The 12,249-nt window shown below is 45.8% G+C and carries 8 protein-coding genes; 2 read left to right on the top strand and 6 right to left on the bottom strand.

Annotated elements, in window-relative coordinates; all coding sequences use genetic code 11:
* Nucleotides 1-192 precede the first annotated feature (192 nt).
* The 5 genes from mdh to QLH32_RS09025 all read right to left on the bottom strand — a co-directional run bounded on the left by mdh (nucleotide 193) and on the right by QLH32_RS09025 (nucleotide 6,016).
* A complete protein-coding gene (gene mdh, locus QLH32_RS09045) occupies nucleotides 193-1,365 on the bottom strand; it encodes an iron-dependent methanol dehydrogenase (protein ID WP_279959797.1) in 1,173 nt (390 codons plus the stop codon).
* Nucleotides 1,366-1,820: 455 nt separating this feature from the next.
* Nucleotides 1,821-3,440, bottom strand: coding sequence for an ABC1 kinase family protein (locus tag QLH32_RS09040; RefSeq protein ID WP_283269245.1), 1,620 nt, complete (start codon nucleotides 3,438-3,440; stop codon nucleotides 1,821-1,823).
* Between the two features lie 12 nt (nucleotides 3,441-3,452).
* The gene (locus tag QLH32_RS09035) at nucleotides 3,453-4,163 is read right to left on the bottom strand and encodes a ubiquinone biosynthesis accessory factor UbiJ (protein ID WP_283269244.1); all 711 of its coding nucleotides are present in this window, start codon (nucleotides 4,161-4,163) and stop codon (nucleotides 3,453-3,455) included.
* Between the two features lie 10 nt (nucleotides 4,164-4,173).
* Nucleotides 4,174-5,115, bottom strand: coding sequence for a bifunctional demethylmenaquinone methyltransferase/2-methoxy-6-polyprenyl-1,4-benzoquinol methylase UbiE (gene ubiE / locus QLH32_RS09030; protein ID WP_283269243.1), 942 nt, complete (start codon nucleotides 5,113-5,115; stop codon nucleotides 4,174-4,176).
* Nucleotides 5,116-5,308: 193 nt separating this feature from the next.
* On the bottom strand, nucleotides 5,309-6,016 hold the full coding sequence (locus tag QLH32_RS09025; protein WP_283269242.1) for a DUF8198 family protein: 708 nt from the start codon (nucleotides 6,014-6,016) through the stop codon (nucleotides 5,309-5,311).
* Nucleotides 6,017-6,218: 202 nt separating this feature from the next.
* On the opposite strand from QLH32_RS09025, the gene pap reads away from it, so the two are divergent.
* Nucleotides 6,219-7,637, top strand: a complete 1,419-nt coding sequence (gene pap / locus QLH32_RS09020; protein ID WP_283269241.1) for a polyphosphate:AMP phosphotransferase — start codon at nucleotides 6,219-6,221, stop codon at nucleotides 7,635-7,637.
* 17 nt (nucleotides 7,638-7,654) lie between these two features.
* Here the strand turns inward: pap and QLH32_RS09015 are convergent, their stop codons facing one another.
* Entirely contained in the window at nucleotides 7,655-8,161 is a 507-nt protein-coding gene (locus QLH32_RS09015) for a hypothetical protein (protein ID WP_279959791.1), read from the bottom strand.
* A gap of 462 nt (nucleotides 8,162-8,623) precedes the next feature.
* On the opposite strand from QLH32_RS09015, the gene QLH32_RS09010 reads away from it, so the two are divergent.
* Nucleotides 8,624-12,247 (top strand): exodeoxyribonuclease V subunit gamma, encoded by a 3,624-nt coding sequence (locus QLH32_RS09010; protein WP_283269240.1) that lies wholly within the window; start codon nucleotides 8,624-8,626, stop codon nucleotides 12,245-12,247.
* The last annotated feature ends 2 nt before the right edge of the window (nucleotides 12,248-12,249 follow it).

Here is a 12,249-nt window from a genome sequence, read left to right as displayed (position 1 = left end):
GAAAAATTATCTTTGAAATTCTAATTTTAGTTTTATTAAAAAATTAAATATATCAGTATATTAATTTAATGGTTGTGTACTGCGATCACAGTTTTTATAGGGATAAAAAAAGTGGGAATATCACCAGTTTGCTATTCCCACAAAAAAAGTAAGCCAGTTCTCGGAGGCTGTGACTTACTTTTAACAGAACGATTAGAGAGCAGCTTTAAATATCTCCACAACCTGGGCATGAGTCGCTTTACGTGGGTTGGTCAGCATACATGCATCCTTTTGTGCATTTTCAGCCATGATTGCAAGATCTTCAGTTTTCACGCCGAGTTCATTCAAACCAGATGGAATACCGATTGAAGATGACAATTCCCGAATGGCGTCAATGGCTGAAAAAGCCGCTTCAGTTTCAGTAAATCCGTCAGTATTTACACCCATCAATTCTGCAATTTTTGCATAACGATCCTGACAGGCAATTAAGTTGAATTCACAGACATGGGGTAACAGTACCGCATTACATACACCATGCGGCAGATTATAGAAACCACCTAATTGATGTGCCATCGCATGAACATAACCGAGAGAAGCATTGTTAAATGCCATACCTGCCAAGTACTGCGCATAACTCATGGCATCACGTGCTTCAATATTTTCGCCATTGGCAACAGCAGGGCGTAACCATTGACTAATCATGGCAATCGCCTTTTCTGCACATGCATCGGTAATTGGATTTGCTGCTGTGGAAACATAGGCTTCTACCGCATGTGTTAAAGCATCCATACCCGTTGCGGCAGTCAAGCCAGCAGGTTTGGCCACCATGAGTTTAGGATCGTCAATTGCAATCAGTGGGGTACAGCGCCAATCGACGATTGCCATTTTTACATGGGTGTCAGTGTTGGTAATGATACAGAAGCGGGTCATTTCAGATGCTGTTCCCGCCGTGGTATTGATCGCAATCAACGGTGTCATGGGAACAGTGCTTTTATCAATGCCTTCATAATCACGGATATGTCCACCGCCAGCTGTTACCAGGCCGATTCCTTTGGCGCAGTCATGTGAGGAACCACCGCCTAAAGAAACGATGAAATCGCAGCCATTGTCGTTATAGGCCTGTACGCCATGATGCACATTGATATCTGTTGGATTGGGTTCTGCACCAGCAAAGATATGGCTGTCTACGCCAGCATCTTTTAAATATTCTGCAATGGTATTGGCTACACCAAATTTAAATAAGCCTTCATCCGTTACAATCAAGGCTTTTTTCGCACCGAGATTTTGAGCTTTAGTTCCAATCTCTTTGGCACAGCCAGGGCCAAAAAGTGACACGCAAGGGATATAAAAACCGTTTGTTTGATCTGCAATATTCTTAAAAGCCATGGAGTGATTCCTTCTTCCATAATCCATTGTTTGTTATTCAGTGATCTCGTCACTGTAGGCCTAGTATGGGAGGGTTAAAATTTTTTCCCACCTACCAAAAACCTACCAATAAATAAATGAGGCGGCATTGGAAACAGGAGAAGTGGTTCGGATATCCAACACAACAGGGGATAGGGTTTTCTTGGAAACAGTTTAAAACTAGAGCTGATAAAAAATAATATTATTAATAAAATCAGATATTAAATTTGGTTATTATGAGCTGGATTGGGATGTATAAATTATTTATTCAATTGAGACAGTTTAGAATATTCGTTATTTGATATGACCATTTAAAGCATAACGATAAGAGTGCTGTTACTTGAATTTTTATATTGATTGAGTGGCAATGATGAGGAGCCAATAGCACCCCATCACACTTGAAGCTAAAAAGTCCCTTGTTTATAGGCGAGTGTAGCTTATTTCATAATACGCCACAGCGCCAACAAGCTACTCAATACAATTAAGACAATTGAGACAAACCACGGTGTAATAATGGCAATGGTCAGCAAAATCAACATGGTGCTGCCAAACATCCAGCTACGGCGCTGTTGCTGCTGCATTTGCAAACGCATCTGCTGAATTTCTTTAAGCTGTTTGTCATGCCAGGCGGATTGATTCTTCAAGCCATTGAGACTATCAATCAACAGGCTCGGTAAGTCCTGTGCACCCAATAATAAATCAGGAATTTGCTGACCAATTTCCTTAAAATTTTTCACTGGATTCATATTGGCCTTGACCCATTCAGTGAGAATCGGTTTTGCCAGTTTCCAGATATCCAGTTGTGGGTAAAGGTCAGTGCCCAGACCCTCAACATGAACTAGGGTTTTGAGTAACAACATCAGTTGTGGTGGAATTTCCAGATGGAAACGCCGTGCAATATCCATCACCTGAATCAGGATGCCTGCAAAATCTAGTTGATCCATCGGCTTGGACACCATCGGACCAACGGTACGGCGCATTTCACGTGCCAGTGCATCCTGATCAGTTCCTGGTGGAATCCAGCCTGCCTGATGCACAATCTGAATCAACTGCATAAAGTTGCTGTTCATCACGGCCAGTAACATTCGTGCAACGGTCATTTGATCAGACTTGGACAGCTCACCCATAATGGCACAGTCCAGCGCAATAAAACGTGGATTGGCTGGATTAATGGTCTCTACAAAGACATTGCCAGGGTGCATATCGGCATGGAAAAAGTTGTCACGGAACACTTGGGTAAAGAAAATGGTCAAACCTTTTTCTGCCAAGTCTGCACGATTCATACCTAAACGGTCAAAGGTCGCAATATCGGAGATCGGTACGCCCGTAATACGTTCAGCGACCATCACGTCTTTACTGTCCATATAGACTTCAGGCACATACATCATGCTGGAACCTGTAAAGTAATGACGCATACGGCGAGTGTTGTCTGCTTCCAGACTCAGGTCAAGCTCATTTAAAATGATCTGACGGTAGTCCTGAATGATCTCGGAAAGGTGCAGCGCACGGGCAGCTTCCAGACGGTTTTCCAGCCAGTCACCCAGCCATGCCAAAATTTCAAAGTCCTGAAGAATCTGGTTGCGAATATCAGGACGGGTGACTTTCACCACCACCTCACGGCCATCATGCAATGCGGCGGTATGCACTTGCGCAATTGAGGCAGCGGCAAGTGGCTGTTCATCAAAACGTGCAAACAAGGTGCCAACATCCGCCTTGAGGGATTCCTGAATCCGCTGTTTAGCCAACTGGGTGTCGTAGGGCTTTACACGGTCTTGCAACAGCACCAGTTGCGATAAGAGTTCTGGTGGAATCAGGTCACGACGGGTAGAGAGGAGTTGACCCAGCTTAATCGCCAAAGGCCCCATCTCTTCCAGAGCTTCTTTAAGCTTAAGCGGATTCTTTTTCTCACGGCTTGACCAAGCCGCAGGATGCATTTTAATCACACCCAAGGCATGTTGGGCTTTTACAGGTAATTCTTCCGCAGGAAATAAGGTGTCAAGGCGATAATGTGCTGCAATGCGCCAAAGTTCAAATAACCGTCTAACATGCGGAATCATATAAAATCTTACCTAGTCTTGTGTGGGGTTCAATAATTCCTCTCCTTTTGAGGGGGAGGTGAGGAGGGGGTGTAATTGGGCCTGTAATTGCTGGAATCTGGCATCCAGACGATCTATTTCCTGATTGAGCTGGCGGGTCTCCCGATTCAGGTCATCCATTTGCCAGCGTGGGGCAAATAAGCCGCTATCTTCTTTTAGGGCATCTTCAACAAAGAACAGGTGGCTTTGCAATGAGCGTTTGAGCTGCTTCGGTGCAAGCTGTATCTTACCCAGTTCATGCGCCAGCTGAGGACCAATCCACGGAGATAGATGTGCGGCAAGGTCAGGTTCTGCCTGCTGCATGATACGCTGGATATCCTGCAATAAATGATAGTCACCTTGCAGTGGAATATTGCCAATCTGGTCCATATCACTGAGCAGGAGTTTGGCTAATTCGACCACATTGGCGACATGCAGGGTGGCTGTGGCATCTGTAATTTTATTTTGAACATCATATGGACGCTGTTCAAATATTGATGGGCTTTGACTGTGTCCCGTCACGGTAGGTTCAAGACGAACTTTATTTTCATCAAAAAAAACATCAACTGAGAGTTGTGGATGATCAATCACAACCCGCAATAATTGACCTTGTAGCTGATTGAGCTGAATACGGCTAATCGCATCCAGATCAATCACCTGATGAATGATACGTTCGACTGCACCCAGTGCTAAAATCGACCACATATCCTAAGCCTTAAAGTTTGAATCCACGGTGAACAGCAACAATACCACCTGTCAGGTTGTGGTAGTCACAGCTTTGGAAGCCCGCATTTTCCATCATGCCTTTTAAGGTACGCTGGTCTGGGTGCATACGGATGGATTCAGCAAGGTATTTATAGCTTTCAGAATCATTTGCAACCAGTTTGCCCATGATTGGCAGGGCCGTGAATGAGTAAAGATCATAGAGCTTTGAAAATGGTTCAAACACAGGTTTGGAAAATTCGAGGATCAGTAAACGGCCACCTGGCTTAAGTACACGGTACATGGCTGCAAGTGCTGCATCCTTATCGGTCACATTCCGTAAACCAAAACTGATGGTGACGAGGTCAAAACTGTTATCGGCAAAGGGTTCAAGCGTTTCTGCATTGGCAAGCACAAAATCCACATTGGTACAACCCGCATCAATCAGGCGGTCACGGCCCACATTGAGCATCGATTCATTGATGTCTGAAAGCACCACATGACCATTCGGGCCAACTTCGCGGCTAAACACTTTAGCCAGGTCGCCTGTACCACCCGCGATATCCAGTACATGCTGTCCACGGCGTACGCCTGACATGTTAATGGCAAAACGTTTCCATATACGATGAATACCAAATGACATCAGGTCATTCATGATGTCGTATTTGCTTGCCACTGAATGGAACACTTCCGCCACTTTCTGTGCTTTTTCATCGCTGCTGACAGTTTGATAGCCAAAATGGGTGGTTGCGCCAACATTGCCTGTATTGGCACCACGCGGCAGGTTGTATTTCGGTACGGAACCTGTTGGTGCTGAGGTCAAACCCTGTTGTAAGGATTGCTGTTGACCCTGTGGTGCTCCCTGTGGAAGCGGTGTGCTGAGGAAAGGACTGACTTTGTCTGAACCTGGGGTTTGCTCAACTTCTGGGGTGGGCTGTTGGTTTTCGTTAGACATTGTTTTCTCCTAAACTTTCGCTCTAGCGGCACGAATCAGCATGCATCATGACAGATTTTGTATTTTTTTACAGGGCTTAGCATATCATTGTTATGAATAATATACAGAAAGTCACTTTCCCAAAAGTGTTTTAATTTTTTATGTGAAGATGAAAAAAATCCCTCTTGGTAGAGGGATTGGAATAGTCCAGCATTTAACTGCGGAAAGGATCTGGATGCCCTGAATGGACTTTCTCAATGATCTCGCGTTCTTTTGCGGTAAAGGTCTTAATAAATGCTGCCGCCGACTTCATTGGCTTCATGGCATCAAAACCTTCCTGAATAAACTCATACATGCCATCAAACTGGTGTTTATGCGCCACGCCCTTACACATTTTAAACGCGGCATACATCATGGTGGAACGCATATATTTATCCAGCGTCACACCCAGTTCATCCAGCAAATCCAGTTGTTCATAACGTGCGTCATGCTGTTCCAGTTTAAGGAATGTCTGGCGCATGATTTCATCGGTTAATGGGGTGTCCAGTGGATAGTCCGCCAGTATTTGCTTCGCAACCTGCTCATCAAGCTGGGTGGCCAGTACCGCCAGACTCACCGACTTGGTGCCTGTCTTGATGGCATTGGCAGGAATCAGGCCCTCTACTTTATGGGCAAACTTAAGCAGGCGTTCGATTTGTTTTGCCAGTGCGTCAAAATCAGGGCCGCCATATAAACGTTTCAGGAAATATTGCGCCATGATCTGGTTTTCTGGCTTACTGAATAGTTCTTGATGGCTATGCTCAAGACGTTGTTTTATCCAGCTCTGGACATCATGCAAACGTTGGGCAAGGGCTGGGTCTTCATGATAGTTGAAAGCATTGTATTGTTGTAAAAGGTCATCAAATGCGGAGAGTTTAGACATAATCGGACTTAATTGAAGTAAACCATAAAATCATAGGGCGCATCATAGCTGAGAACCATGACAGCATAAACCCTAAATGTCCAACAATCGGTCAGTATGTCCATGCACTCATTTTGTCTACAGAAACTGTACAAGGGGCTTTCTTGGTGCTGGGTCGATTTCACTATACTTATTTTTAATAATGAGCCGTTTAGAGCAAAACATGAGTACCCAAGAACCAAAATTTGAATTACGTGATGAAGATGAGCTTTCGCTGGACCTGATTGAGGCCCAGTATGCATTGAAAGACAGTCGGGGCAAGAACAATGCGAAAAGTGTCCTGATCCTGGTTAGTGGCATTGAACTGGCGGGCAAGGGGGAGGCGGTCAAGCAGTTGCGTGAGTGGCTTGATCCCCGTTACCTGAAAGTCAAGGCGGATGCCCCGAAGCTATTGACAAATAACCAGACATTCTGGCAATCCTATACACCTTTTATACCTGCCGAAGGGCAGATTGTGGTGATGTTTGGCAACTGGTACAGTGACCTGCTGGCAACCGCAATGCATGTGTCCAAGCCATTAAATGAGGCGTTGTTTGATGGCTATGTTGAGCAAATGCGTACGTTTGAACATGACCTGCAACATAACCATGTGCATGTGGTTAAGGTCTGGTTCGACCTGTCATGGAAATCATTGCAAAAACGGCTGGACCAGATTGATGCCTCGGAACAGCACTGGCATAAACTGCATGGTCTGGATTGGCGCAATAAGAAACAATACGATACCTTGCAGAACCTGAGCCACAGGTTCACCGATGACTGGTTTATCATTAATGGCGAGGATGAAAAGTACCGCGACCAGTGCTTTGCACAATATGTTTTGCAAACGCTTCAGGAACTTCCTGACCACCAGACCAAAATGACTGAAAAATGGCAACAGGCAAACATCCCGAAACAATTGCTGGAACCCTCCAAAGAGAGTTTGGTTAAAGATGATTATAAAGAAGAACTCAATAAACTGACTAAAAAAGTGGCTGATGCCCTGCGCTATGATGAACGCAAGGTCATTATTGCCTTTGAGGGAATGGATGCTGCGGGCAAGGGTGGTGCCATCAAGCGGATTGTGAAAAAGCTTGATCCGCGTGAATATGAAATTCATAGCATTGCGGCGCCTGAGCGCTATGAATTACGCCGCCCTTATTTATGGCGGTTTTGGACACGACTGAATGATGGCGGCAAGATCACGATTTTTGATCGGACCTGGTATGGACGTGTGCTGGTGGAACGTGTTGAGGGTTTTGCCTCAGTGGTTGAATGGCAACGTGCTTATGATGAGATTAACCGTTTTGAACAGAACCTTGTGGACAGCCAGACGGTGATTGTCAAAATCTGGCTGGCGATTAGCAAGGATGAGCAGGCCGTCCGTTTCAAGGAACGTGAACAAACCCCGCATAAGCGCTTTAAGATTACCGAGGAGGATTGGCGTAACCGTGATAAATGGAATGACTACCTTGAAGCCGCTGCGGATATGTTTGAACGTACCTCCACTGACTATGCGCCATGGCATGTGATTGCGACGGATGATAAAAATACGGCACGGATTGAAGTGTTAAAGGCGATTCTGGAACAGCTTAAGGCAGACTAATCTGCCTTATCCTATTATTACGCTACAATCGTACTACGGCTTTTTTGCTGAATCCGTTTTGCAAGTGTGTAGCAGTCCTGAATATGTGCTTCTGTGATTTTACGCATCATAAAATAGCCAAGACTGGCCGCCACCAGTTGCCCACCCAGAGGAATGAATTTAGTCACCTGTTTGGTGGCAATCTTGGTGAAAAAACCATTAAATGATTTTTTCATTGCGGTACGTGCCACCACAAAACCTGAAAACTCGAAGCCACGTTTACGCAGTTCATCCCAGTGAACTTTTTTGGTCTCTGGGTCATAAACGCTGATATGTTCAGGTGCCAGGCCAAAACGTGCGTTAATATCAGGAATGATCTTCGTGAGCATGCCTAAATCAACCACCACATCGAAAAATGGAATGGGGACAATGGCCGCACCCGCAGAGTAGTAGGCAGTCTTCTTGGTACGTGCCAGACATTCATCACGGATTTGTTCCAGATTTAAACCTGGGTCAATTGAATCAGGAATTTTTTCAATTTTCATAAAGTTATACCTAAAGTCTATCCCTTGATCGTATATTCAACCGTATTGAATGGTGAATTTCAAAACAAATTTTTTATTTCATGCTGTGTTTAACGTGACATAGTTATATGAAGTTGTATAGTAGGGTCAGTTGATATTTCAGCCATGCCTTGCGTTATAGGCTAAAACCACACAAACAAGGCATGAAACGCAGGCAAGGGCGATCCCCTTGTCAAGTTTCATAACGAAGTTTGGGGCAGTTTTAGCGATAACCCTACGGGACAGGGACATTTTTTGCCGTTACTGCGTTATCTTGCGCAGCTTTGCTGCTCATCATTTAGAATGGCTAAATCTCATAAGTCATGCCTTGTACCGTCTAAAAATGTCCTCTGTCGCAAGCATCTGTGAAATGTCAACTGACCCTAATGATTATGTATTTTCATGTATCAAAATAGTCGTTTATTGATGAGGTTGTATTAACGGATGGGTATTCATGTTATTCAGAGTCAACGCCTTGATGTGTTATTGCAAGGTGTGATGGCCTCCATTACCCAACCCAGTGCATCACCGTTTCAGGTGTTTAAAACCCAGCATTTTATTGTGCCGAGTCCTGCCCAGGAGCAGTGGCTGACCCAGAAAATTGCCGAGCAGCAGGGTATGACCGCCAACTATCAATTTCACCAGAAAATTCGTGGTTTCCAGTGGTATGCCTATCAACAAGTGCTGGAGAATAAAGAACAAGTCCGTAAGGCCAATATTCCACGGCTGATCCTGAAATGGCGAATTTATCAGGCGCTCCAGCCCTTTATTCAGGCAGAGCAAAATAGCCTTGCGCCAGAGCATCCGCTTTATTCAATTGTGCAACGGATTTATGACAGTGCCGACCAGTTGCAACAGGGCACAGAAAAACAGCTTAAAAAACAGGGAATGTTGTATTGGGTGGCGGAACAGATTTCACAACTGTTTAACAACTACATGCTTTATCGTGGCGATTGCCAACAGGGATGCAAGGGAAATTGTCGCTGTGCAGGCAACTGGCTGGCGGCATGGGGGCTAGATCATCCTCTGGATATTGAACGGTTAATCTCCCAAACTGACCAGCAAGTTTCCGCATTTAGCTTAAACCAGACCCAGCAACTGGAAGCCTGGCAGCGCTGGCTATGGCAAAACTATTTTCATGCCGACTTTGTGGAGATGCAAAGTATTGATGCCGATTTCTGGCGGGTTCTGGACAATCCACAGACCCGCCAGCGTGCATTGGCGCAGCTTCCAGATCAGGTGATTGTATTTACCCTGTTGGACTTGCCACCCAGCCAACTGCAATTCTTGCGTCGTCTAGGGCAGTATCTGGATGTGTTGATTTTGCACTATAACCCCTCGCAGGAATATTGGGCGGATAGTGTCGATCCCCTATGGAAGCAGCGTTATGACTTGGGCGTTAAAGAGCGTTTTATTGCCAAAAATCCAGACGCCACCGATACTGAAATCCAGACCTTTTTTGAACAGTTCACCCTGTTTTTTAATTCTCAGGCGCGAGAATCCAGACATCCCTTACTGACACGGTTGGGCAAACAGGCGCGTGACCACTTTTCGCTGCTTTCACAACTTGCCACGGGTGAGGAAGGGAAATGGGTGGATGCCTTTGTGGAGCAGTTTCCCGAAACCCTGCTGGGTAAGGTCCAGTCCGATATTTTTTATCTGGCTGAACCTAAAGCGGAACAATATGAGCTTGCACTCGATGATGATTCGATTCAGGTGCATGTCTGCCATTCCAGTTTGCGCCAGCTTGAGGTGTTAAAGGAACAGTTGGTACATTGGTTGTCACAGCCTGATACGCTTGCTCGCCGTCCCAGTGATGTGCTGGTGCTTGCACCCAATCTGGCTGAGCTTGAGCCATTGATTCGCAGTGTTTTTCCTGCTGTGCCGAATGAGCATGAGGTGTTTCTGCCTGTCAAGATTGCAGGCGTGGCATCACTGGATGCCCTGAATGCATGGCGTGCGGTGCTGGGGCGTTTGCAGCTTACACAGGGACGCTTTGCCCATGATGATTTTGCCGACTGGCTCAATCTGTCTGCAACACAACAGCGTTATGGCCTAGACTATACCCAGGCACAACGGATGCTGGCCTTGTTGAGTGATGCAGGCTTTAAGCGCGGTCTGGATACTGAACATTTAAAACAGAGCTTGAGTGCCGATGATCAGGATTATCGCTATAGCTTTAAATTTGCGCTGGATCGTCTGGCACTGGGAATTGCCGTGCCAGCGCATGTGTTGGTACAGGATATACTGAGCTATGCACAGGTGCAGCCAGATGATTTTGAGCTGATCGGGATATTGATCCAGATTTATCAGGATTTATCTCTCCGACGCAATTGGTTGATTGCGCATGAGCTGGGGCAGCAGTCACCTGTTGAGGACTGGCTGAAAAAGCTCAAGGATGATATTCAGGAGTTTGAGCAGGCCGATATTGTTGCCCTAAAGGCCGTGCGTGAGATTGTACAGAAGCAGGAACGGATGCTGACTTTGGCGAGTTATTATGATGATGCTGAAACCCATTTGCGCCAGATTACACTGCCATTGCCTTATATCATTGAGGAAATTCAACGGACGCTGGAAAGCCAATCGGCACAGGTTGAGCCAACAGGACAGATCACCTTTAGCCAGATTGGACAGATTCGCCCGATTCCTTATCGCCTGATTGTGTTGCTTAATCTGGATACAGGTAAATTCCCCAATCGGGATGCGCATATTCCCTTTGATTTAATGGATGCATTACGTCAGCAATTGGGTGACCGTTCTCGTTTAGAAGATGATCAGGGGGCTTTTCTGGATGCGGTGCTTTTGGCCGAGGAACAGCTCTGGCTGTTTTATAATGGCTTTGATGTCAATGATGGGGAGGTGCGTGAACCCTCCAGTATTTTGCAGGCCTTTCGGGATCATTTGGCGTTGATTGTAAAGCCCTCCCTCTCTAAATCGCTTCCTGAGGAAGAGACTTCATTTGATGACATCCCCCCACAACTTTATCCGCTTTATCATATCCATCGGCTACAGCCCTTTGATCCACTGGGTTTTATGGCGGAACAGGGCCATGTCCGTTATCAGGACCACTGGTTTAATGTCGCATCGCAAATTCAGCAGGTCAAAGGGGAACGGCAGGCGTGGGTGAATACCCGTTATCCTGTTGAACATGATGAGATGCTGATTCTAAATAGCCAGCAATGGATTCAGGATGTGGCATTCCCAGCGCGTTTGTATTTAAAAACCCTGGGGGTGGAAAATTTAACGGCAACTGAACTGGTGGATCAAACTGAACCGTTATTGCTGGATGGTTTGGGGAAATATGCCATTCGTCATTTTCTACAGCAGCAGGATGAACAGACCTCGGCTGGTATCTTGCAGGATCAGCTTCCAGTTGGAAAGGTACAGCACAGTGCATGGCAGCAAAGCCGCTTGGAGCAACAGCGCTTGCTTGAACGTTTACAGCAATATGCGGCAGCCCCGACACCAACCACACAACGGGTCTGGCGTATCTCAAAACAACTGCAAATGGCCTGTGTCACGCCAAAACAGAATGTACAGGACTGGGTCAGTGTGGAAGCGTCGAGTGCGCGGGCTAAACGTTTTGTTAAGGTCTGGCTGGAGTATTTGTTGTGGCTGGCTGTGCTGAACGATGACTCCGCTACAGAAAAACGCCGTATCGTGGTGTTTAGTGACCAGACCGTGATTTGTGAGGGACTGGGTTCCGAACAAGCGAAACACTATTTAAACCACTGGTTACAACTGTGGCAAGAGGCACAGCAACAGCCTGTGGTTTTACCCGCAGCCTTGATCTTGAAGCCAATGGAAAAAGGCAAGTTCCACGAATGGGTCGAGCAGGAGTCTCAAAGGGTTCTAGTTGAAGACAGCCAAAAACAGGTTTTAAAAGACTGGAATGATACAGGCGATTTTTCTGGTTTTGATATGACTCAAAATGAAGCGTGTAAATTGCATCGTGACTGGCAGTTCCTTTTGCAGGAACAGGATGCAACCGTATTGTTACACTATGCCTGTGATCATTATTCCCATGCGTTGTATCAACCTATTTTCGAATTTTTACGTGTGGAGTAAGG

This window comes from Acinetobacter corruptisaponis (genome assembly GCF_030053775.1).
GTDB classification, from domain to species: domain Bacteria; phylum Pseudomonadota; class Gammaproteobacteria; order Pseudomonadales; family Moraxellaceae; genus Acinetobacter; species Acinetobacter corruptisaponis.
The sequence above is the reverse complement of the archived record's forward strand: the minus strand, read 5'-3'. Positions and strand labels throughout refer to the sequence as shown.

What these genes read in the sequence shown, in the direction of transcription:
- pap (WP_283269241.1), top strand. Translation starts at nt 6,219, where the DNA reads ATGAGTACCCAAGAACCAAAATTTGAATTACGTGATGAAGATGAGCTT.
- QLH32_RS09015 (WP_279959791.1), bottom strand. Translation starts at nt 8,161, where the DNA reads ATGAAAATTGAAAAAATTCCTGATTCAATTGACCCAGGTTTAAATCTG.
- QLH32_RS09040 (WP_283269245.1), bottom strand. Translation starts at nt 3,440, where the DNA reads ATGATTCCGCATGTTAGACGGTTATTTGAACTTTGGCGCATTGCAGCA.
- QLH32_RS09025 (WP_283269242.1), bottom strand. Translation starts at nt 6,016, where the DNA reads ATGTCTAAACTCTCCGCATTTGATGACCTTTTACAACAATACAATGCT.
- QLH32_RS09035 (WP_283269244.1), bottom strand. Translation starts at nt 4,163, where the DNA reads ATGTGGTCGATTTTAGCACTGGGTGCAGTCGAACGTATCATTCATCAG.
- ubiE (WP_283269243.1), bottom strand. Translation starts at nt 5,115, where the DNA reads ATGTCTAACGAAAACCAACAGCCCACCCCAGAAGTTGAGCAAACCCCA.
- QLH32_RS09010 (WP_283269240.1), top strand. Translation starts at nt 8,624, where the DNA reads ATGGGTATTCATGTTATTCAGAGTCAACGCCTTGATGTGTTATTGCAA.
- mdh (WP_279959797.1), bottom strand. Translation starts at nt 1,365, where the DNA reads ATGGCTTTTAAGAATATTGCAGATCAAACAAACGGTTTTTATATCCCT.